Raw genomic sequence first — 22228 nt, forward strand, 5'->3', positions numbered from 1 at the left:
GCGACGGTTCCCCCACCCGTCACCTGCAACTGCTGACGAGAGAACCCACAGAAGTTGATGTCATTGATATGTCCTTAGTGGGTGCAGATGCAGATGGCGCGCCGGAACAGATTGTGGTGGTTCCGGGGCCGCATCTGCGCCGACAAGTGTGGCTGCGGACTGCTTCTGGACAGCGTTTAGCCTATGCAGCTTCTTGGTGGGAAGCCAGTCACGTAGACGAATATTTGGAAAATAAATCTTTGCCAATTTGGGCAAGTTTAGCGCGGCTGCGGACGGAATTGTATCGGGATGTGCAAGGCATTTATTTGGGTAATTCGGCTGCTTTGGAGTCAGCATTTGAACAGTCGGGGCCTTTTTGGGGACGACACTATTTGTTTTGGCATCATGGTAAGCCACTGACTCTGATTTATGAGGTTTTTTCTCCTTATTTAACTAAGTATTTGGGACCGATGCAATTGGATGTTGATTCATAAAATGCGATCGCTCTTAGAGCTCCTTGTTAGATCAAATCCGTTTGACTGGTTCCCAGGCTGAAGCCTGGGAACCCATATCCAGAGGCTCTGCCTCTTCTACTTCTTTATAATTATTCGCTGAAATTTCACTCGCAAACCGTCGCGGGGATGGGGAGTTGGTACTCTGATTAAATTCAAATCTTGATCTGGTAAAAGTTCCCAGTCGCATTCCCGAATCATCCTCGCTGCAAACAATTTCATTTCTAATCTGGCAAATTCTTTGCCCAAACATTCTCGCAAACCGCCGCCAAATGGCACGTAGGTGAAAGGTTTAGCCGATCGCTCGGAGTTAAATCGATCGGGATTGAAGCGATCGGGTTCAGGATAAACTGTGGCATCTTGATGGGTTTGATTTATTTCATAAAGCACGCTCCAACCTTTAGGAATTTCATAGCCACCGAACTCACAAGCATTAATTACTGTACATAAACCCGATAAAATTATGGTTAGTATCAGCCCTAGGGAATGCCTACTTCCTCTGGCTTGTGGATAGCGTGGTACTGCAATAATAGCTTCAATTAAATTCATTAGAGATGCACGCCGGTTAGGATACTATTTGCGATCGGTTCTGACCCGATCGCCTCTTCTATGATAAGTTCATCCTCTGACAATCAATCCACTCTGCCTTGGGGGGGCTGGGGGATTTCTTGCTTGGGGGGTTCTTCCTTAGCCTCAAGAGCGCCTTCGGGGCTCATTTAATCTTACTACCTATAGCAAAAAGTGCTAACAATGCGAATTCTACAAATTATTCCCTCCATTTCCCTCGTCTACGGTGGCCCAAGTCAAATGGTACTCGGACTTTCGGCAGCCCTCGCTGCTAAAAACATTGATGTCACGATTATCACCACAAATTCTAACGGAGATATCGGTCAACTTCCCTTAGATGTTCCCCTCAATCAACCCCTAGAACAAAACGGCTATCAGATTATTTATTTCCGCTGTTCTCCCTGGCGCAGATATAAATTTTCCCTCTCATTATTGCAGTGGTTAAATGACCATGCACACGAATTTGACCTAGCTCATATTCATGCTCTTTTCTCACCAGTAACTACCCTCGCTGCTACCATTGCTAGATATCACCATTTACCCTATATTATCCGTCCCTGCGGTATGCTCGATCCGGCGGATTTACAGAAAAAAAAGCTGTTAAAACAGATTTATGGTACTCTTTTAGAACGTCCTAATTTATCAGGGGCCGCCGCTATTCATTTCACCAGTAAAGAAGAGGCTAAAATCTCAGCAAGATTTGGTTTGGATGGCCAGGATAAGATACCTAGGCCACTGGATTTGGTGATTCCCTTGGGGGTGACAGCAGGTTTGTTTTCTCATAAATTGCGAGCATCTTCAGTACCTACTATCTTATTTATGTCGCGCATTGAACCGAAAAAAGGGCTGGATTTGCTACTTCCGGCTTTAGAAAGTATTTGGAAATCGCACATCAAGTTTCATTTTATTTTGGCTGGTTCAAATCCCCAAGATGCCGATTATGAAACAGGAATCAAACTAAAAATACAGAATTCTATTTTAGCACAATGTACAACAATTACGGGCTTTGTGAGCGGTGATTTAAAAATTGCACTATTGACAAATGCTGACTTATTTGTATTGCCTTCCTATTACGAAAACTTTGGTATTGCTGTAGCAGAAGCAATGGCTGCTGGTGTACCTGTGGTGATTTCCGATCGCGTTCATATTTCCGCAGACATACAGCAAGCAGAAGCTGGTTGGGTTGGCCCTCTGGAAGTTGGGGCGATCGCCCATTTAATCAAATCAGCACTTCTCGATCCAGATGAGCGCCAACGGCGGGGATTGAATGGCAGAGAATACGCTAACAAGCATTATAATTGGGAGGCGATCGCCCAACAAACCATCGATGCTTACCAGCACATTTTGTCACCTATTAACTAACGGGACTGAAGTTTACCTTTTACTTCTTCTCCGGCTGCGAGTTCTGGTGCTACTGGTATTAGAAGTATCCGGTGATGAATTGATGCTGCTCTTGCTTTTAACATCAGTAGATTCAGTGTTTGGTGCACTGTTGGCAGATTTTCTTCTAATGATAACCGGAGGATTAAAACCTCGATGGCAGGGTCTTCCCAAGGAGTCAACATTCCTGCGATAATCGCAAATTACCACGTCGGCACTGGGTTCTTGACAATCATTGATAAAGGTTTTTGCTAATTGGTAATTGTTGCCATCTCCCTGCTTTAAAAACAGTTCCTGAGCTTGGTTAAAATCCGCTACTGCTTCCGATTTTGTACCCAACATACAGCGAATAGCACCTCGTTCCAAATAAGCCAAACCATAATTAGGATTAACGCGAATAGCTTGTTCGTAACTGCCGATCGCCTTTTGTTTATCTCCCAATTCATAGTATACTTGACCGCGACCAAAATAGGCTTCTGCCAAGTTAGGGTTAAATTGCAGCGCTCGATCGTAATTGTAAATGGCTTGCTGTTTGTTTCCCTGTTTTGAACTAGCGATTCCCAATCCGAGGTAAGCTTGAGGTATGTTCGGATTCAAACCTAAAGCCTGATTAAAGTTGACGATCGCCCCTGAAACATCTCCTTTCTGAATTTTCAAAGAACCTTGATTGCTGAAATTTGCAGCTTTTTGAGCGATCGCAACTCTTTGATTAATCACAGCCTGATTCGTCCGGTAACTGGATAACTTATTTTGAGCTAGGCTATAAACAGGTGTACGTGCCTCGATCGCTTCTAAAAGGGCGATCGACTGCTGCCATTTAGCTTGGGACTGATGCCAAACTTCCACAGCATGAGGAGGCTTTTGCACAACCACAGCAGCCTCCATCGCCAATTTTTGCGCCGTTGCGAGACTTTCTGCGGCTTGTAAATTTTGCTCAACAGGAACCAAAGTCTGGCTAAGTTGCAGTAAATCTGCCCTTGCTTGTGGATAGCCACAGCCAGGTAAGTTAGGAATTTTATCTAAAGAAGCGATCGCTTCTTTAAGGCGTTTATGGAAACTTCTCAGCAGATTGACATCGGTTGCTGTCACAGCATTCTGGGTTTCAGCTAGCAATATTTTCGATTGCTTCAGTGTGGAATCGGCTGCTTGAGTTAAGGCGATCGCACCGGCACTGATTCCCAACACCAAAACCCCTAAACTTGCGGCTAACGCTAGGGGTATTTTAGGAATTACCCAATTAACTTGATTGTGAGTGGGCGATCGCACCGAGAGCCCCTCGCCGGCAGTTTCCGCCTCTGACTCCACCTCCAACTCCCAAGCCGGAAACTGTAAATCATCCCCTGCTGTTACCGCCGCCAATTCATTAGTAATTGGAACCTGATTATTCCTATTTGTCGGGCGATACTTGTCAACCAAACCCTGCAATCCTACTTGATATCCTTGGGATACCCCATGAAATATCCACTCTCCATTTTTTCGAGACAAATGGCCCAATTCTATAGCCGTCTCTTGCTGCCAATTCTCGGTTAATTCATATCGAACCAGTTCTTTTCCCGTATCCAAATTTAAAATTTTGATTGCAGCACTTTTGATGTTGCTAAAACTTGCATTAATTTGCTGTGCACCGTGAATTGTGACTGCAAAAGTTATGGCCTGAATTTGGGGATTAATTTTATCTAAAATCACCCCATAAGTCGTCTTATTTTTTTTACCTCCTTTGTGGCGATCGGGAATAGATTGCAGTACGGAACCATCACAGGATTTGAGATTATTGTAAAAGATAAAATATTCATCATTAGGTATTTTGCCATCAGCACCTAGCATAAACGCCGAGACATCAATATCGTAGTTTTCTCCAGCCTCTGTCACCTGCCAATCCAGGGCGATCGCCATTTTTTTTAAATCCGGGGCTGCTTTAGAGAGATTAAATGTTGCACCCTGAGCTAACTGCACTGCCATCTGCTTATTTGTCAACGATCGGATTTTGTAGCGACCATCTTAATATTAATTTCCACTATAAATGTTGACTTGTAATAAGTTTTAATATTTTGAATAAGCTAGGGTAATTAGCGTAATTTAGGGAGACTTACTTACATAGAATCACCTACGTAAAAACCGGGCTTTTTCCAAAACCCGGTCGATCGAATAGATTGAATTTAATGCTAATTTTGAGCTGATTTCGTAGCAGGCGGTAGACTTACAAAGTTACCAAAGACTCCCACTGTTTGATAGCTTTTTTTGCCTACTTCAGTAGTGTAAATACTGACTACCCCTAAATTTTCTCGCTGGGTGGTATTGTCGAGCAATTGTTCGATGGTACTGCGCTGGGAAGTCAGCAAATTTTTGCAACTGCCGATCAAAGTATCTGTAACACCGGTTAGAGCTTTAGGAATGCGAGAATCTTTACAGACAGTGCTTTCGAGTTCTGTTTCCAGTTTACCAGAAGCATAAGTTAGGTATTTGTCTCTGGGAGGATTTGTAAAGGCCATACCGGCGGCGAGTATTGTCAGGGCGATCGCGACTTTGCCTACATTGCCAAAAAAATTAGAAGTTGGCTTTTGAGTATTCATTGGTTTATCAATAATCATTTTTTACCTAGCCCGGTTGAGTTATAAGCTTATCTTGATTTAAACTACACTTTCTAGGAAACGGATTTCAGAAAGGAGAGGACAGTTTTTAGATTGGAGGCAAGTTGGGAGTATGTCTCTAGCCATAGGTGTGAACTTAAGGTATAACTCATAGTCCGGCAGGGGTTGAAACCCCTGCCGATGGAGCGAAAGTCCTCTTGCATAGGACTCAAGAGAAGAATTTTCAACTCATTAGTCCTCTTTGAGAGGACTTTAGCTATTAGACAGGGGTTTCAACCCCTGTCGGACTCGCGGGATGACCAACGAACACGGGGCGGGCTGACAGCTTAAGTTGACACTAATGGTCTCTAGCTTGTCCACCTTCCTTGTACCTTCCTCCTGGTGGCAAATCCGCATAAATCCCACAGATTGTCTCGATGGGTTTCAAGGAGACGAAAATTTTAAAATGTGCAGGTGCTCAACGCCTTACGGCATCAAAGGTTTAATCACCGTGGCTAAGTCAGTTACTAACTTCTAGTTAAATTTAGTGCTCAACGCCTTACGGCATCAAAGGTTTAATCAGTTCTTGTTCTGGTAGCAAAATTCGGGCAACTCTTGTGCTCAACGCCTTACGGCATCAAAGGTTTAATCAGAATTTATAGGCACTGTTGCCAGCCTAAGTTTTTAAATGTGCTCAACGCCTTACGGCATCAAAGGTTTAATCAGACCAACCAAACACCCAGCCGATGCGGTGTAAATATGTGCTCAACGCCTTACGGCATCAAAGGTTTAATCAGGCTTGTTTGCCGTTGCGGATGCAGACTTGTACTTGTGCTCAACGCCTTACGGCATCAAAGGTTTAATCAGCTGCAAGTGCGGCATCCAGAGCCGAATTAACCGCGGTGTGCTCAACGCCTTACGGCATCAAAGGTTTAATCAGCTTCCGAAGCCGACATATGCCGAGCTAGCGGAACAGTGCTCAACGCCTTACGGCATCAAAGGTTTAATCAGACTTTGCCCCAGGGTGTTTTTCGCCTTTGTTATCCCGTGCTCAACGCCTTACGGCATCAAAGGTTTAATCAGTTTCCGTCTTGGGTGAAATACTGATCCTCCCTTTTGTGCTCAACGCCTTACGGCATCAAAGGTTTAATCAGATGTGGTTCCCCTTGATCTGACGTTGAATAGCATGTGCTCAACGCCTTACGGCATCAAAGGTTTAATCAGGACTACTTCTGTGAGTGGGATGAATACTGTAACTGTGCTCAACGCCTTACGGCATCAAAGGTTTAATCAGACTCGATCGCGGTAATAGCCGGCTGGTACGCATCGTGCTCAACGCCTTACGGCATCAAAGGTTTAATCAGACGCGGATGAGGTGGCAGTCTTTGTAGCTGGATTGTGTGCTCAACGCCTTACGGCATCAAAGGTTTAATCAGTTGTTAAAAGCATCAGCCAACAAGATTTCGTCTAGTGCTCAACGCCTTACGGCATCAAAGGTTTAATCAGAAGTTGGGGCAGAGTTACCAGTAGGATTTATTCAGTGTGCTCAACGCCTTACGGCATCAAAGGTTTAATCAGCTTTCTCTACGAGGCGATCGGCTTCAACGGTAATGGGTGCTCAACGCCTTACGGCATCAAAGGTTTAATCAGGGTTGAGGAAGGTAACGATATCTGGTTGGAAAAAAGTGCTCAACGCCTTACGGCATCAAAGGTTTAATCAGACCCTCTAGCGATTCTATCTTCGGTGCTTTCATAGTGCTCAACGCCTTACGGCATCAAAGGTTTAATCACAGCTCACTTCAACCCCCCGCAAGTTCGGATTTAGTGCTCAACGCCTTACGGCATCAAAGGTTTAATCACAGGAGCTACCAAAATGAGTGCAAATTTATTTATAGGTGCTCAACGCCTTACGGCATCAAAGGTTTAATCACAACAACCATTTTAGATGGGAGTAAAATCTGATGGAGTGCTCAACGCCTTACGGCATCAAAGGTTTAATCACGGCGTAACTCCCGCGAACAGGTGCAGTAGGATAACGTGCTCAACGCCTTACGGCATCAAAGGTTTAATCACGAAACTTTGGCAAGCGGTAATAGGCAACCAGTGCTTGTGCTCAACGCCTTACGGCATCAAAGGTTTAATCACAGGTAGCCAAATGAACTTGCCAAATTCAGTCAAATGTGCTCAACGCCTTACGGCATCAAAGGTTTAATCACAGCGGTTCCTGAAACCCTTATCAGATAACCATCCCTAGTCGATTTTACAAGCACCTCCCGCTTAATAGCAACAAAATCTCAAAAAAAGCCAAAAACTAGCCATAAAACCCAAATTCCAATTCCCTCAAACCCTTGCCCTGTCTAACATCCAGAGTTTTGCAAGCACCTCCCGAACCCTAAAAAAGGCTGAAACCTAGATAGGACAAGGGTTTGCAGCCATACAACCTCAAAAAAAAATTCCACAAGCAGAGGTGCTTAAATTTTCCTCAAACCAGCCGATAGGAATCTCCCAATGGGGGCCAAGCACCAGGGCGGTTGTAAGCACAAAGGGTACTCGCACACTGATGAGACAAACGGACAAGCAACAAACTATCCTCCGATGCCAACACCTTCTCCAACTCCCATCGTAACTTTTCTCGCTCCCGCTGACTCAGCCAAGCACGAAAAATCGAATATTGGATTCTTTCACCATAACCTTGCAGCAAGCTATAAGCCTTTCGCCAGCGTTTTTGGCAACGAATATCGTAGGTAATTAGATACCAATTTTTTGCTTCAGCCATTGTCACACCTCACCGCACAATCAATTGTGCAAATAAACCACCCTCACCCATCCATTCCTTTTCCAAAAGACGCACTTCTAACTCCAACAAACGACGATAGGTAAGAGCATAACCAGTCACAGGATGCTTCCAAGTTTCCTGCTTACGGCTTTCGTATAAATCCACTATCCTGCGTCGCCCCGCGTCACTTAACCAAACTTGTTCTCCCCTCACCTCAAAATCAGTTTGGGGTTGCCATTGCCCTCGGTTAATTGAACCCATAACCACTATATCCACCAAAGGAACGCGGAAAATTTCCATCAAATCTAAGGCTAAAGGTGAGGCTTGAGAACGAGGTTGGTGATAGAAACCTAAAGCTGGTTCTAAACCCACACTGAGGATGGCATTCATCACATCTTTCAGGAGTAAAGCATAGCCAAAACTCAACAAAGCATTAAATCGATCCTTGGGCGGGCGACGGTTACGACCACAAAAATGCAACAGGGGAGAAACATCATTACCAATCAGATAAGGTAAGGCTCCAAAATATAGCGCAGCCAAGTTTCCTTCTAATCCTAATAAGTTTTCCAGACCTTTGGCTTTGGGAACTTGAGCCAGAACTATTTTCATTTGATTAATGGCTTTTTTTAGCTCCTCTGATGCTTCCTTGCCCCGTCCACCGCGCATTAAAAATTTGCGCTGTCCTTGACCCCGACAAATAACTAATTTTCGGGCTAATTCCAAACATTTTTCCGAATTACTCAGTGCTGCATATTGACGAATTCGACGCTGAATGCTACCACCACGAGCATCGAAACTTCCCACATAGCGTCCCCCGCCAGAAACAAAGTGAATTCCGATCGCCTGTTCGGTGCAAAAATACAAAGCTTGGGTGGAAATTTGGGAGAAACTATGGAGCACAATTTGACCGATTTGCCGTCCTGGTAGGATTTCTGTAGGCTGATGGCGGCGAGATATTTTGATTTGTTCTCCGCAGCGCCCTACTGCTGTTCCTGGTTCTAAAACATGAATAATTTGTCGTTCGTCGTCTTCAGGAAACAAGCGAATGGGCTGCCATTCTCGATTATGGGCAAGTCGAGCTTCTTCTGGCAAGCAAACTGGAGCAAGGGAGCAGCGGGTACAGAGGCGCTCGTTGTCGGTGACTGGTGGGCGACAGGGGGACTGGCGGAGCGATCGCGCTTGTTCTATAGCCTCTCTCACCGCAGTGCGCCCTGCATCATCAAGGGGGACGCGCACCATCACATTATCAGCGTGGTAGCGGATGCGCCCTTCTGGGACAGAAATACCCTTGGCTAATTCAATCAACCAAGCATAACTGAGAATTTGCAGGCGATCGCTCTCCCAAGCTTGGGGCTGATTATGTGCATCTCGGTGACAGCGCCCCCGTTTGTGCTCGTAGGGAATAGTTTCCCCATCGCGAGTGCGAAGGGCATCTAGGCGGCCGCGCAACCCCAATTCTTCACTTTCGAGGTACAATTCTTCCCACTCTTCATCCTCCTGTTTTTCCAGTTCTGCGTGGAGTCGGCGGCCAGCGAATACTGCCGCATCTTGGGTGTGGAGTTCTTCTACTTCTTCGAGGTAGAAAAGGCGGGGACAGTAGGCAAAAGCATGGAGGGCACAAACGCGAATGGTGCTTTGTTTTGGGGGTAAAAAAGAGTCAATTTCAAGTGCTTGCATAGTGAAATCTTGCTTGAGTAATTTTTTTTCACCTGATGCTTGTTCAGGCTGAAATTACTCTAGCTATTTACCCCGGCAAAAAAGCTTCCGCTTACCTGGAAGTTTTGGGAAATAACAACGCTTACGCACCCAACCAAAGAAACCGGGTTTTTTACGAAAATACTTCGTTTTGGCCCACATATCTTCTAAAAAACCCGGTTTCACCAGTCCCCATGCCTAAGTCATAATTTACTTGAGCGTTTCGGAGTAAGTTTTACAGGTGGCTGAATTTTTACCAAACAAAATTCGGATAATTCACCAAAGCTAAAACGCTGAAAAGTCCCTTGTCCAGTTTGGCGATCTATCCACATAGGTAGACCAATCAAACCACGCTTATCTTTTACTAACCAACGAATTTTTCCATCACTTTCCCGATAATTTCTCACACCATTAACCAGGGCCCAAGATTCTCCTAAACTTAATCCCCCAAACCGGGTAATTTGTTCTGGAGATGCCAGAGCAATAACTACTCTTTCTGATAGTTTTATCCGGGCAGATTCTTCACTGGAATCAATTTGTAACACGACTTGCAAACCTGTGAGTAGTTCTTGATGATTTGGCTTAGAAAAGTTACTGGTTGGGTAAACTCCCTCTCCATGCTTTTTAACGCGATTTTTCGCTTCAGTTCCCACTACAAACTTATGGCTTCGTTGTTTGCGAATAATTCTAGATACTGGCGGATCGCTGCCGATGATTCCCATTGCCAGCTTTACACCAAAATGGGCAGTCATATCTTCTTCGCCAACTAAAGAAAGCAGAAATCCATAAACAGTCGAGGGTGGTGGATAGCGGTAAGTTTCCTTGAAATCTCTAGCAAAACTGCGAGGAAAGCTGGTGCAAGGACATTCTAAATAGAGCAAATTATTCATTAATCCTTTACCTCCTATCGCTCGGTTAGACGCTTTTTGGCTACTGCGATCGCTTCTTTTATCCCTGGATACACTGTCACACCCAAATCTTTCAATTGTTCGCCGTAAGTATCGACAATCTCACCGGCTACAATCAACTCACTGGCTGGGATATCTTTTACTTTCACTAAGCGCACCAATTGAGGGCAACCAATGGATTCATCAATGCGTTTGAAGCAATTCATAATCCAAGGACTTGGATCGTTTGTAATACGAATAACTATTGACTCAGGACGAAATTCATACAAAAAACGGGAATGATTGCCACCAACGTGCCGAATTGCTGCCATTGCATCAAGGGTTAAAACTGCCCTTTCCGGTTTTTTCAGGCTTTCGGGTGTGAGTGCGATCGTGTACTGGTAGGCTGTGCGATGAATTTCTGTACTGTGAATTGAAGTTTTGCCTTTTTGACCTCCTGTAGAACCAAAAGCGATGTCCCCCCAATAAGGATCGAGACTAATGGCACGACTTACTTCTAATACACCGCGTCGCTTTTTTGTGGCATCCTCATTATCTGCTCCTTTCTTAGCATCCATGTAGCCAAATAAATCATCATCAATGAATTCTGTAGGGCTATAAGTTGCTCCTTTTTTATCCTTTTCTCCTTTGAGATGATACTTATCATCATCAGGGTTAAAGGTCCGATTGACTTGTGATTCACAGGTATTCTGCAAATACTCACGAATTGCCCAACGAATTGCTTCCGCACTGATGGTGGTGTATTGGTGATTACCACAGGTAATTTTTTGCAAGGTTGATAGGGTACTACCATCGCCTTCGCCTCGGTTATTAGCAGCGATCGCAGTGGGGGTGACAACAGTTACAAACAAATGCTTAGACATGATCTTGCTCCTTATTGGTTGAAAAATTATGGTAAAATTTGACATGACTTACGTACCCAACCAAAGAAACCGGGTTTTTTAACGAAAATACTTCGTTTTGACCCACAGATTCTCTAAAAAACCCGGTTTCTGGGACCCCATGCGTAAGTCCTATTTGAAAATTACAAACTCTCTTCATAGAATTCTGATTCAGTTTCAGTCTCAGGATCGGGTAACTCGATCGAATCATCATTAGAGTCAGTAATATTGTCTTTTTTCTTGCTTTGATAGGTGGCGATCGCCAAAATAGTCAAATCGCGAGCTTTACGCCATTCTTCGCCGTGAATCCAAGCGTAGATTTCTCTGCCGACACCTTGGGATTTTTTGCTCCGAAATTGGCTCAAAAAACCTACCAAGGCAGTTGCAAACTCTTGGCGCGTGCTGGGGCGTTGCAAGCGATAGATTGCTTTGTCTGTGACTTGTTCATAATCAAGTTTACGACCCTGTTTTTCTGCTTGCTTTATCTGTCCATGTAGATATGTACCGAAGGAACCCTGTACAGCATCGAACAAAATTTGTTCATGGTTTTGCAAATGTTCTGTCATAGCAATTAATCCTTTTCGTTCGTACATATCATTAGCTTTGCGAAACTCATAGAATTGGTTATACCAAGGTTTTCCCATTACTAAATTATCAGCAATCCAAGGCAATACTTTGGAAAGTGCCAGCCAAGACTCACCTTTATCGGTAACACGCACTTTACTGGGAAATAAGGCGATCGCACTTTGATAGATAGCCAATATGGCATCCGAAGCACGAATGCGATACACAGCCTGTTTCAAACCCGATTGCTGTCCATCCCAAGGCTGTTTACCTAGTTGATATACTTCACAGTAATCAACTTTTTGTGGCTTCAGGTTCTCAGATGTCCATTCTTCAAATAACAGTCGTAAACCTGCTTCCCCCGCACTAGGTGCTCGAAAGTCTTTGTAGCTACGATTACTAAGTTGACGGCGGCGCTGCACCCATGCTAAAAGGTTCGTAACCTCTGGCATCACGAGTGCATAACGTCTTGGTGGCAAAAGGTAGTAGTTACAGGCGATCGGCAAAAATAGTAAAGTAATAAATCCACTAGGTGATTCTTGGTATTCACCATTGATATAACACTCCACTAATCCAGGTAAATGATGCCCTTTAACATTAATTTCTGGTAAGAATTCACCTTTTTTGTTAAAAGCTTTAGCAATTCTATTTGGATCTAAGTAGTAGCACCAATCCAGAAGAGTATAACTTTGGCTAATTTCAGGCTTGTCTGATTCTAGGGAAAAAGCAATAGATTTATTGATATAAAACTTTTTCTTGCCTTCCTTGGGTTTATTCGGATCTTCAAGAAATCCTTTTTGTTTAGAATGTTGTAAAAAAGTTGATAGCACTCCTTGACTAAAGGTATATCGCCCTTGGCTACTGAGGTTAAGTGCGGGTACAACTAACAATCCATCTTCAATTTTATAGGCCTGCTGAATCAGCCACTCTATCGCATCTTTATCGCTACATTCCCAATTGATATAAATAGCTTCCTCGCTGACTGTCCATTTAATACAAATAGGAGCATCTTCAGGGTTGAGTATAGAAAGAGCTAGTGCCAATCCTGCAATGCCCGCCCGATGTGGTAAAAGAGTATTGGGTTCAAATAGTGACAATTCAAATGTACTCAATTTTCATCACCTCCTTTTACATTATATGCTCCTATCTCCTCGCAATATGACCATTCATTACTAGGAGCAATTGGATAGCCTTTTTTGTGTCGCTTCCAATTATTTACCTTCTTTGTCAGTAGCAAAGGAATAGTATAGCGTGGCAATTCTTTAGCTGGTAAACTCTCAATAATAGAAACATCTTCCTCTAGTATTGCTGTCACGGTATACCCAGCTTTACGACAAGGTGCGGGGTAAGTTTGCCAATTTTTATACTCGCTAAACAAAACTGTTTCTCCATCGGGGTTCCCTTGGTGGGAAGTTTGTTCTAGCCAGGTTGCCAAATCTGCTTGAGAGACTTCACCTGTAAATTTTTCTATCATTGATTGAGCATTCTGCAAGTCTTCTTGAGCATAGGGAAATCTTACTTTAGGATCGGGATAAAAAATGGCATCAAGTGATTTTCCGATATAACGGCGATTTAGTCTACCAAGACGCTGAATTAAGCCTGGAGGATCGGCAATTTGCGACACTAATAATGTGGCAGATAAATCGAGGGACATTTCGGCAACTTGAGTGGCGATCGCAATTACAGGCTCATTTTTATTGAAAGCGTCTATCAGTGCACGATGATGTTCGACTCGATCTTGATAACGATAGCGGCTATGATAAAGCAAAGCATTTAATCCGCGTTCTTTTGCCTCTTGGTAAACTGCGATCGCTGTTCCCACCTGATTGCATACCCATAGCACTTTTCCGCAAGTGCGATCGCCGTTGGTGAGTGTATAGATTTTATTAAATTCTTGTTCAACTCTCTCCCAATTAGGAGACTCCAATAGCTGAAATTGATAGCGAGGCAAATTTTCTAAATCTTGCGGGCCGTGAATAACTTCAAGAGGTTCGCCAACTGCTTTTTTAATAGCGTCTAACTGCCAAGGCAAAAAAGATGCTGACATCAGTAAAACAGGAGCTTTGACAACTTCAAGAAATCGCAGTAAGCTACCAAATAGGCGATCGTCATAACAATGCACTTCATCGAAAACAAAAGCAGCTTGGGCGATAGCGGGAAAGCAATACATTGGTCGGCGATTACATTGTAATAATCCCAATACCGTATCTACTGTACAAACACTCACTTTTGCACCCCAAGCTTTAAAGGATTCTAACTTAGTTTCCAAGTCATCTTCATCGCCTGTTGATGTTATATGTGCTAAATCTACGGCTGCACGAGAATGGAGTAGAACCGAGTCAACTTGATTGTGAACGTAGTCGATAAAGCCTTCTGTACTTGTTCCTGTAGTTGGATAACAGAAAAACAGTTTTTTGCCTAAAGCATATCGTTTTGCCCAATTATAAGCGCCGAGGGTTTTACCAGTGCCACATCCAGCCCTTGCTAGGGTGACTCGCGTTGGTGTATTTCCCAAGTCAATTTGAAAAGGACGAATTGAATTCCCTGCTAAACGTCGATCGATAACTTGTTGGATTTCTGCTTCATTCAGGGTAAATGTAACTTCTTTCTCGATCCAATCTTTAATTTTTTGATTAGTATTTGGCAACGCCGAACCCACCGCATCACCAGCCACAATTAAGGATTTAACTACATCTAAAAAACCTGGCTCGTGTTGCCAATCGAGAAAACCATTTTCGTCATCTAATACCTCAAGCCGTTTTTGTTTGATGTCTGTAATTTGCCATTCAGTGGGGCGTTTTGGCAGTTTTAGATTAGGTAAACCCAAAGCTTTGACCCCATATTTGAGCAAGCCTCGAAAATACTTAGGTTCAGTGTATAAGTAAAGACGATCGCTGCCCGATCCTTCTCTGATTTCTCCTAAATCATCATTGGGTTCTTGTTTTTTGGAGTTCCATCCCAGTTTTAAATGATGACATCCCGCTGCCGCTAGTGCTGTCAAAAAATCACTATCTGGACATTCCTGTAGCCATTGGCGATACTCCCAAGCTAGAAGAATTGAAACTACTTCATGCCGAATTAATTGGGGATTTTTCAGTGGGTTGCGTTGGTGTCGTACCACCATTTGAAAATGGTCATTAGCTTTCCCCCAATCATGCAAATATGCAGCGAGACGTGCTGTGGCTCTAAGTTTGGATAAACTACACTGCAAATTAAATTGAGCAATCAGAGAATGGCCTAAAACATCTACTAATGTTGTAACTGCATCGACAACTGCTGCTGTATGTCCAACTAGGGTATAAGTTGCACGCCAAGGTTTTTCAACAGATTTTGCTAGTAGGCGATCTGGAACTAATTTAGGCTTCATTATCTACCTCATTAGTGGGAAAAAACCAACCACAACCAAAGTGTTTACGACCCCCTAACCCGTTAGTTTGTAATTTGATCGAATCCTCTTCGCTGAGTCCTTCTACCACCATACCAAAACCTACAACGTGCTTTTCTTTGATTTTTAGCGCCCGCCTTGCCAGGTTTCCATCTGTATCACTATCAATAAATACCTGACCTTTAATATCAAGATTATTCAGAGCTTTTTGACAGGATTCCAGGAAATGAACTGGCATTTCATGGTTGTTTACTTCCTTTAAGTTAAATGTCACCAGTCGAGATTTCAGACTTTTACTCGCCATCGGTAAAGCTAGTTTGGGACGGACTAAATGAATCTGATGCCCTCGGATGTTCAGAACTAGATTTTGTAGGCGATACCAATCCTGTATTTTTTCAGCCGGAAACCGTAACCGCAGTTGGGAGAATTTATTTAAATAAATTTTTCCTTGTTTATCAGGCAAGCCAGAAATGCTAGATAATAAAACATCATCTGGGAAATTTTTACCTGCTAAAAAAGTCTGTTTTAATGCGGAATATAGTGCGTATCCATGATCCGCCGGTAAAGTTTGACCGATGACGCTAAAACACAACTCTACATAAGGCAAACTATTATCTTGTTGTTGCTCGCGATCGCATTCAGTGACTACCATAACTAGATGACTCCTGAAATATTATAATTGTTACTCATCCCTTCCACCTCGTCGCGCACCAACTGCACCAACTCCGGCGGACTTTTCACCCTCGCCCCTTTCCCATACCCCAACACCCACCGCTTGATCTCATTAAGTCCCCCCACTGTCATCCTCAATGTCACCGCCCCATCGGGATGTTGTTCAATTTCCTGGGTTGAATGCCATCGCCTCTCCCAGATATAGGGTGCTGTGGGCGGATCGAACCAAATGACTACCTCCACCGGTTTACCCTCTCCTACCTCAGCTTGAAAAATCCGATCCAGATGTTCTTGAGCATTAAATGTGCGATCGCGCATAAATTTAGTTTTAAGAATTTCTAAGCTTTGAATGCGATCGACTCGAAACCACCTAATAGCTTGGCGTTGTTGACAAAATCCAATTACATAAGGGTTGGTTCCTCGGTAAATATGCAGCAAATAAGGGTCTAGCACTCGTTCAGATTTAGCATTGCGACTTGCTGTGAAATAACACATCCGAACTTGGTGAGATGTCCTACAAGCTTCTAATAATTGATTCCAGATTTCCGGGTTAAGATAGTTTTCTACCCCATTTCTAAAAACTATCCGTTCATCGGCAATTCTTTGGAGATCGATCCAAGTTTGTTCTGGCAATCTTTCACTCAATCGCTCGATGGCCGATCGCAATTCTTTGGTATAAGTTGAACCTGAGTAAGCTTGCAACATTCTCGCTCCCAATGTCAGAGCAAATAATTCGCCTTGACTTAGAGAAATACTAGGCAAGCGCCAATCTGGATCGGTATAGTGAAACCCTTTTTGCCGATTGAACTTCAACGGGGCGCTGAACCGATCCCGCAAAAAAGCCAAGTCATTACGGACTGTCCTTTCACTAACTTCTAAGGCTTCAGCAATTGTTACTGCTGTTTGCCGCGGGGCTGTCCGCAATAGCTGGTCAATTTGCAACAATCTTTCTAAAACACGAGACATAAACCTAATTTTCGCTGGGTTATCCTGATATTAAATAGTCAAGTCGGCAAAAAACTTTCCGCCTTCACAAAAAACTTACAGCATATTCCATGTCTATCTGGTACTGATACCAATCTTAAAAAAGAATGCAACAGTAGTCTTGTCCCTCCCCTTTATAAGGGGGGGTTAGGGGGGGTCAAAGATTGTTGCACGATTTTAGAGAAATGGTATAACAATCTGGCGACACCAGTAAGGTGTGTCACCATCCCTCAATCAGCAAGTTCTATCCTGGGAGCTGGCGACGACGAACCTTACCAATTAGCTAAATTAAGATTGTACTTGATGAGCCTGGAATATGCTGTATAAAATTTTACTTTAATTTTAACTCACTGAAAACAATGAAAGAAGACACCTTGGAAATAGTAGGTTTTCACGCACATATGTACTTCGACACTGATAGTCGCGATGTGGCGGCGCGTCTACGTGAAGGATTAACTCGGTTTGAGGTGCAGCTTGGGCGGTGGCATGACAAACCCATTGGCCCCCACCCCCAAGCAATGTATCAAGTTGCTTTTTTACCAGCCCAGTTTGGCCAAGTCGTTCCTTGGTTAATGATCCATCGCGAAGGGCTAAATATTCTTGTCCATCCCGAAACAGGCGACGATGTGGCCGATCACACCATACATTCTTTGTGGTTGGGAGAAAAACTAGAGTTGAATGTCGAATTCCTGCGATAAGCGGAGCCTGGTTCCGTAATCACGACAATGCCGATATCAGCGACATCGAATTCCTAAAGATGGACCCTTGTGAGTAAATATAATCATAGGCAGCTCGATCTTCAAGCATATTAGCCCGCAAAAATAGGGCGCTCCAAGTGGCGATCGTTTCAATCCCAACGGCTCGATCTAGTGTAGGAGTATGGGGATCTGGATTCGCACCGGCGGGGTTATTAACATTGGTAATGGCGAAGTGATTGGCACCCCTAACAGTAACCAAAGCTTTGGGGGGTGTTTCAATCCGATCGAAGGTGCTTTGAGCTCTTTCTGGAAGGGCGACCCCATCGATATCGCCTTGAATCAAGGCGACGGCAATGCCATCATTAGGAATGGCGATAAATTCATTAGTAATTGGATTGCGCAAGTTGGCTCCAAAAAATGCACCTGCTAAGAGTTCTTTGGGGCGGGTAAATGGCTCTCGACACAAAAGTAATTCTGTCAAACATTTGTTAGCGATTGTGGATAAGCCCACCGCGCCACCAAAAGAATGACCCAATAAACCCAGGCGCTGTGTATCGACAACAGACGCAATTGGAGAGGTGGGATTGGTGTTTTCGATCGCCATTTGAGACAAAACGGCGGCAATTTGGGAAGTTTCTGATGCTAATTTAGGGGGTGAAGTGGGATTGAAGGGGGAAGGGCGAAAATGGTTGGGAACGACTACCACAAAGCCATACCGTGCGACGCGGCTAGCGTAATCTGAGTAAAACGATTTATCGACAAGGGCTCCTTGCAATAAAAGTACGATCGGGAAAGAGTAATTGCCGGATTGCAAATCTGATGCTTTGGGATAGTAAATATCTGCTAAATCGTTATTAGCAGATATCGTGCTGGTGTAGCGCGAGGCTTCGTTAAATTGGGGCGAATATTCGAGGTTGGTGGCGGAGGTTTTACCACCAATGGCATCAGCAAGTGCAGTAATTGCAGAGATGGTGGCTCTGGGTTTTACTGATAAAAAACGAGAGTTGATATTCAGCATTAATTTTGGTTTGAGAGGGTCTAAATATGCGATCGGGTAAAGCTTTATTCCGTACCACTAATGCTTCGACTTCAGCGAGATTTACGCCGATCGATCTCCCGCTGCAACTCCTCAATCTGACGCCGCAGAGCCTCGGCTTCACTGTTGGGTGTTTGAGATTTCACGTCAACAGCACCCTCAGATACCGCCCGCTTGTAGTTCCCCAACTTGATTTGGCGATATTCCTCGGAACTTGCCCAATCTCGCAAATAGCGCAGACGTTCCACCGGAAACGGGTGACTCAGCATAGTGCCAGAGCCGCCGTTGTAGAGTAAAAATTTATACACTTGGTTGAGGTTGTCGCGATCGAGTTCTTGATAATTATCAGACTGACGGATAAATTCTTGCAAACTACATTCGCTAGCATATTTGCTACTAACTCCCGCCAGTTTCATCATTGTTTTCATCACACTATTCAAATCATCTGTGACTAACAATGCAGCCCTGTCTGCCGATAATTCCGCCTTGCGCCGCCACTCATAAAAAGCATAAATTAAACCGCTACTGACCATATTTCCCAAGCCGAAAGTCATCTCCCCTATCGTCGAAGCAACGCTCATTGCCCACATCGCCATTTGATTTAAAGTGGGATGACCGCATTTAATGTGTCCCAACTCATGAGCCAATACCACCTTAATTTCTGCCTCATCCAATAAATCCAATAGACCTGTATTTAATACTACATAGGGCTGGTTTTTTCCCAGGGCATAGCTATTGACTGAGGGATTTTGAGAAACAAACAAACCGGGTTCTGGAAAAACATCTAAATCCTGCAAACATTCCCGAAAAATGTGATAGATGCTGGCATATTGGCGCGGCCCGACTTGAATGCTATTTCCCATGAGGTAAACAAATTGGGGTCGTTCGTAGACAAACTCTACAAATTTGCTAGCAATTAAGTCAAATCCAGGTACGCTGCGTAACGCTTCCTCAGCTTGGCGATCAAGGGGGTGCTGAAAAGCTTCGCTAGAAATTCCAGTATAAGTAGGCATAGTTGTTGCAAAAGTTACATCTAAAGCATCAGTGTTTTGCAGATAGCTGCGGTTGCTAGCAGGCATCTGACTTATTAATCTTATTGTGACAAATATTGAACTTTTGTGGAACAGGCATCTTAACGTTAAAATATGATTCTCATACAAGTGCGATCGACAAACATCTTTCGATGTGTCTGTTAATCAAAAATTAAAACCTAAAAAAATGGCTATCCTGCGACTCGAAGACGGTACAACCTACACTCAACTGAGCGATATTACCCGCGAACTCGCTCCCTTAAAAATTCAACTCAACAGTTGGCCCGTGGGAGACAACCCAGAAATTCGGGAATTGCTAGCCAAAGATGCTCTAGACGACAATCAAAAAGAACAAGTGCTGCAAGCTTTAGACGGCTACTTTGAACAACTGAAAGAAACCGCAGGCTATCAGTCGCGAGACTTGATTGTGCTGCACCCAGAGATTCCCAACCTCGACACTCTGCTTTCTAAATTCGACAAGTGCCACATTCACGCTGACGATGAAGTGCGCTATATCGTAGCAGGAGAGGGAGTTTTCGGTTTTGTGCGTCCCGACGGTAGTCAAGTGGAAGTGACTGTGCAGCCTGAAGAATTTATCAACGTGCCGGCGAATACAGAACACTGGTTTTATTTGACAGCAGCCCGGAAGGTGAAAGCTGTGCGATATTTTACCACTACGACTGGTTGGACACCGGAATATACGGATACGGAAATTCGATCGCGCTTAGCTACTGTTTGAACAGAGTTGAGAGTTAACAATTGATATCCTTTTCGGTTGCATTGTCAGGTGATTGAACCACAGAGAACGCAGAGAACACAGAGGGAGATAAGAGAGATGAATACAGGACGATGAAGAGAGGATGTCAAAAAAATAAAAATTGCTAGATTTTTCGTTGCTTTTGGACTTGAAAAAGCCGAGTTATATAAAATCCTGTCTTCATCGTCCTGTATTAAACTCTCTCTTCTCTTCCTTCGCGTCCTACCCTACGGGAACCCCTGCGGGGAACGCGCCTTCGCGGTTAAATCACCTGACGATACAACCGGAATTGATATTATCTAAAAATTCTCAAATCCCACCTCAAACTTGGTGATTTCCCCGCAAAATACTCAAAGCAACCGCCTCGGCCACCTTAATTCCATCAATTCCCGCGGACAAAATTCCACCTGCATATCCCGCACCTTCCCCAGCCGGATAAAGGCCTTGAGTATTCAAACTCTGATAATCTTCCTTGCGTTTAATCCGAATCGGCGAAGAAGTGCGGGTTTCTACTCCAGTCAACACTGCATCATCCATCGCAAATCCTTTAATTTGTTTGTCAAAAGCTGGAAGTGCTTCGCGGATAGCGGCGATCGCATAATCTGGTAAACTTCCACTCAAATCAGTCAAATGAACTCCCGGCGTATAAGAAGGGTGAACAGCGCCTAACACTGTGGAAGGTCGATTCGCCAAAAAATCCCCCACAAGCTGTCCTGGGGCATTGTAAGTGCCACCTCCTAACTCAAATGCCCGCTCTTCTAGGCGACGTTGAAACTCAATTCCCGCCAAAGGATGACCGGGATAATCTTCCGGTGTAATCCCCACCACAATCCCACTATTAGCATTACGTTCATTGCGAGAATATTGACTCATTCCATTAGTGACAAGTCGCCCTGGTTCAGAGGCTGCGGCTACCACCAATCCACCGGGACACATACAGAAGCTATAGACAGAACGACCATTTTGGCAATGGTGAACCAGTTTGTAGTCGGCGGCACCCAAAAGTTTATGGCCGGCGCGATCGCCAAAACGACAGCGATCGATAATAGTTTGGGGATGTTCCACCCGAAAACCAATGGAAAACGGTTTAGCTTCGATGTAAACCCCGCGCGAAAACAACATTTCAAAAGTATCGCGGGCGCTATGTCCCACCGCCAGAACTATATAATTACTAGCAATATATTCTCCATTTGCGAGGGTAAGTCCCTGGACTTTGCCATTTTCGATGTGAATATCTGCTACACGAGTTTGAAACCGGATTTCACCGCCTAAAGATTCTATTTTGGCACGGATACTTTGGACAATTCCCACCAGTTTAAAAGTACCGATATGGGGTTTATTGATGTATAAAATTTCTGGTGAAGCTCCCGCATTCACAAGTTCTGTCAACACCTTGCGTCCATAATGTTGGGGATCTTTAACTTGGCTGTAGAGTTTGCCATCGGAAAAAGTCCCCGCGCCTCCTTCCCCAAACTGGGCGTTAGATTCTGGGTTGAATTCGGTTTTTTTCTTCCAAAATCCAAAGGTATCAACGGTGCGATCGCGCACAGCTTTACCACGTTCTAACAGGATAGGGCGAAACCCCATTTGTGCTAGCATCAACCCTGCAAACATCCCGCAAGGCCCTGTGCCAATCACAATGGGGCGAATCGTCAAATTTTTGGGAGCTTGGGCTACATAGCGATAACTCATGTCTGGCGTTACCATCACATGAGGGTCTTTTTTGAGGCGCTCCAAAATTTGTGTTTCCTGTGTCGTTTCCACATCGACAATATAGACAAGCAGGATTTCTGGTTTTTTACGAGCATCGTAGCTGCGTTTGAAGATGGAATAGCC

The 22228-nt window shown here is 44.1% G+C and carries 18 protein-coding genes and 1 CRISPR repeat array; of the genes, 4 read left to right on the forward strand and 14 right to left on the reverse strand.

The features are described 5' to 3' along the window. The coding region (locus AAFP11_RS24635) for a chorismate lyase (RefSeq protein WP_341739409.1) at nucleotides 1-473 on the forward strand (473 nt) is incomplete at its 5' end. 96 nt (nucleotides 474-569) lie between these two features. Here the strand turns inward: AAFP11_RS24635 and AAFP11_RS24640 are convergent. After that, the gene (locus AAFP11_RS24640) at nucleotides 570-1040 is read right to left on the reverse strand and encodes a cytochrome P450 (RefSeq protein ID WP_341739410.1); all 471 of its coding nucleotides are present in this window, start codon (nucleotides 1038-1040) and stop codon (nucleotides 570-572) included. Between the two features lie 201 nt (nucleotides 1041-1241). On the opposite strand from AAFP11_RS24640, the gene hpsP reads away from it, so the two are divergent. Then, nucleotides 1242-2420, forward strand: coding sequence for a hormogonium polysaccharide biosynthesis glycosyltransferase HpsP (gene hpsP / locus AAFP11_RS24645; RefSeq protein WP_341739411.1), 1179 nt, complete (start codon nucleotides 1242-1244; stop codon nucleotides 2418-2420). A gap of 12 nt (nucleotides 2421-2432) precedes the next feature. On the opposite strand, the gene AAFP11_RS24650 is transcribed toward hpsP, so the two are convergent. The 10 genes from AAFP11_RS24650 to AAFP11_RS24695 all read right to left on the reverse strand — a co-directional run bounded on the left by AAFP11_RS24650 (nucleotide 2433) and on the right by AAFP11_RS24695 (nucleotide 16852). Next, nucleotides 2433-4412, reverse strand: a complete 1980-nt coding sequence (locus AAFP11_RS24650) for a TerD family protein (RefSeq protein ID WP_341739412.1) — start codon at nucleotides 4410-4412, stop codon at nucleotides 2433-2435. Between the two features lie 188 nt (nucleotides 4413-4600). Further along, a complete protein-coding gene (locus tag AAFP11_RS24655) occupies nucleotides 4601-5008 on the reverse strand; it encodes a DUF4359 domain-containing protein (protein WP_341739413.1) in 408 nt (135 codons plus the stop codon). A 471-nt stretch (nucleotides 5009-5479) separates the two neighbouring features. Further along, a CRISPR array of direct repeats spans nucleotides 5480-7220; the repeat unit is 35 nt; unit sequence GTGCTCAACGCCTTACGGCATCAAAGGTTTAATCA. A gap of 267 nt (nucleotides 7221-7487) precedes the next feature. After that, complete coding sequence (gene cas2, locus AAFP11_RS24660; RefSeq protein ID WP_340523593.1) at nucleotides 7488-7781, reverse strand: CRISPR-associated endonuclease Cas2; 294 nt, start codon at nucleotides 7779-7781, stop codon at nucleotides 7488-7490. A gap of 9 nt (nucleotides 7782-7790) precedes the next feature. After that, nucleotides 7791-9458, reverse strand: coding sequence for a type I-MYXAN CRISPR-associated endonuclease Cas1 (cas1, locus tag AAFP11_RS24665; RefSeq protein WP_341739414.1), 1668 nt, complete (start codon nucleotides 9456-9458; stop codon nucleotides 7791-7793). 221 nt (nucleotides 9459-9679) lie between these two features. Continuing rightward, a complete protein-coding gene (gene cas5 / locus AAFP11_RS24670) occupies nucleotides 9680-10366 on the reverse strand; it encodes a CRISPR-associated protein Cas5 (RefSeq protein WP_341739415.1) in 687 nt (228 codons plus the stop codon). A 14-nt stretch (nucleotides 10367-10380) separates the two neighbouring features. After that, nucleotides 10381-11247 carry a type I-B CRISPR-associated protein Cas7/Cst2/DevR gene (cas7i, locus tag AAFP11_RS24675; protein ID WP_341739416.1) on the reverse strand — a complete coding sequence of 289 codons (867 nt, stop codon included), beginning with the start codon at nucleotides 11245-11247 and terminating at the stop codon, nucleotides 10381-10383. A gap of 161 nt (nucleotides 11248-11408) precedes the next feature. Next, nucleotides 11409-12941, reverse strand: coding sequence for a type I-MYXAN CRISPR-associated Cas8a1/Cmx1 (cas8a1, locus tag AAFP11_RS24680; protein WP_341739417.1), 1533 nt, complete (start codon nucleotides 12939-12941; stop codon nucleotides 11409-11411). Beyond that, complete coding sequence (cas3, locus tag AAFP11_RS24685; RefSeq protein WP_341739418.1) at nucleotides 12938-15196, reverse strand: CRISPR-associated helicase Cas3'; 2259 nt, start codon at nucleotides 15194-15196, stop codon at nucleotides 12938-12940. The genes cas8a1 and cas3 overlap by 4 nt, the downstream gene beginning before the upstream one ends. After that, nucleotides 15186-15866 (reverse strand): type I-MYXAN CRISPR-associated protein Cas6/Cmx6, encoded by a 681-nt coding sequence (cas6, locus tag AAFP11_RS24690; protein WP_341739419.1) that lies wholly within the window; start codon nucleotides 15864-15866, stop codon nucleotides 15186-15188. The genes cas3 and cas6 overlap by 11 nt, the downstream gene beginning before the upstream one ends. Before the next feature lie 2 nt (nucleotides 15867-15868). Then, nucleotides 15869-16852 carry a YafY family protein gene (locus AAFP11_RS24695; protein WP_341739420.1) on the reverse strand — a complete coding sequence of 328 codons (984 nt, stop codon included), beginning with the start codon at nucleotides 16850-16852 and terminating at the stop codon, nucleotides 15869-15871. 377 nt (nucleotides 16853-17229) lie between these two features. Here AAFP11_RS24695 and AAFP11_RS24700 point away from each other — a divergent pair, with 377 nt between their 5' ends. After that, nucleotides 17230-17568 carry a DOPA 4,5-dioxygenase family protein gene (locus tag AAFP11_RS24700; protein ID WP_341739421.1) on the forward strand — a complete coding sequence of 113 codons (339 nt, stop codon included), beginning with the start codon at nucleotides 17230-17232 and terminating at the stop codon, nucleotides 17566-17568. Between the two features lie 19 nt (nucleotides 17569-17587). Here the strand turns inward: AAFP11_RS24700 and AAFP11_RS24705 are convergent, their stop codons facing one another. Together AAFP11_RS24705 and AAFP11_RS24710 are read right to left on the reverse strand one after the other, a co-directional pair. Continuing rightward, nucleotides 17588-18586 (reverse strand): alpha/beta hydrolase, encoded by a 999-nt coding sequence (locus AAFP11_RS24705; RefSeq protein WP_341739422.1) that lies wholly within the window; start codon nucleotides 18584-18586, stop codon nucleotides 17588-17590. 71 nt (nucleotides 18587-18657) lie between these two features. Beyond that, nucleotides 18658-19617 (reverse strand): M48 family metallopeptidase, encoded by a 960-nt coding sequence (locus AAFP11_RS24710; RefSeq protein ID WP_341739425.1) that lies wholly within the window; start codon nucleotides 19615-19617, stop codon nucleotides 18658-18660. A gap of 205 nt (nucleotides 19618-19822) precedes the next feature. Here AAFP11_RS24710 and AAFP11_RS24715 point away from each other — a divergent pair, with 205 nt between their 5' ends. Next, nucleotides 19823-20374, forward strand: a complete 552-nt coding sequence (locus AAFP11_RS24715) for an acireductone dioxygenase (protein WP_341739423.1) — start codon at nucleotides 19823-19825, stop codon at nucleotides 20372-20374. Between the two features lie 339 nt (nucleotides 20375-20713). On the opposite strand, the gene AAFP11_RS24720 is transcribed toward AAFP11_RS24715, so the two are convergent. Then, a partial coding sequence (locus AAFP11_RS24720; RefSeq protein WP_341739424.1) for an NAD(P)/FAD-dependent oxidoreductase occupies nucleotides 20714-22228 on the reverse strand: 1515 nt, incomplete at its 5' end.

It is taken from the genome of Microcoleus sp. CAWBG640, from assembly GCF_020883015.1.
Taxonomy (GTDB): Bacteria; Cyanobacteriota; Cyanobacteriia; order Cyanobacteriales; family Microcoleaceae; genus Microcoleus; species Microcoleus anatoxicus.

Excerpts from the sequence above, each read along its gene's own strand:
- cas2 (WP_340523593.1), bottom strand. The coding sequence starts at position 7,781 with ATGGCTGAAGCAAAAAATTGGTATCTAATTACCTACGATATTCGTTGC.
- cas6 (WP_341739419.1), bottom strand. The coding sequence starts at position 15,866 with ATGGTAGTCACTGAATGCGATCGCGAGCAACAACAAGATAATAGTTTG.
- cas1 (WP_341739414.1), bottom strand. The coding sequence starts at position 9,458 with ATGCAAGCACTTGAAATTGACTCTTTTTTACCCCCAAAACAAAGCACC.
- AAFP11_RS24705 (WP_341739422.1), bottom strand. The coding sequence starts at position 18,586 with ATGCTGAATATCAACTCTCGTTTTTTATCAGTAAAACCCAGAGCCACC.
- AAFP11_RS24640 (WP_341739410.1), bottom strand. The coding sequence starts at position 1,040 with ATGAATTTAATTGAAGCTATTATTGCAGTACCACGCTATCCACAAGCC.
- cas3 (WP_341739418.1), bottom strand. The coding sequence starts at position 15,196 with ATGAAGCCTAAATTAGTTCCAGATCGCCTACTAGCAAAATCTGTTGAA.
- AAFP11_RS24695 (WP_341739420.1), bottom strand. The coding sequence starts at position 16,852 with ATGTCTCGTGTTTTAGAAAGATTGTTGCAAATTGACCAGCTATTGCGG.
- AAFP11_RS24710 (WP_341739425.1), bottom strand. The coding sequence starts at position 19,617 with ATGCCTACTTATACTGGAATTTCTAGCGAAGCTTTTCAGCACCCCCTT.
- hpsP (WP_341739411.1), top strand. The coding sequence starts at position 1,242 with ATGCGAATTCTACAAATTATTCCCTCCATTTCCCTCGTCTACGGTGGC.
- AAFP11_RS24655 (WP_341739413.1), bottom strand. The coding sequence starts at position 5,008 with ATGAATACTCAAAAGCCAACTTCTAATTTTTTTGGCAATGTAGGCAAA.
- AAFP11_RS24715 (WP_341739423.1), top strand. The coding sequence starts at position 19,823 with ATGGCTATCCTGCGACTCGAAGACGGTACAACCTACACTCAACTGAGC.
- cas5 (WP_341739415.1), bottom strand. The coding sequence starts at position 10,366 with ATGAATAATTTGCTCTATTTAGAATGTCCTTGCACCAGCTTTCCTCGC.
- AAFP11_RS24700 (WP_341739421.1), top strand. The coding sequence starts at position 17,230 with ATGAAAGAAGACACCTTGGAAATAGTAGGTTTTCACGCACATATGTAC.
- cas7i (WP_341739416.1), bottom strand. The coding sequence starts at position 11,247 with ATGTCTAAGCATTTGTTTGTAACTGTTGTCACCCCCACTGCGATCGCT.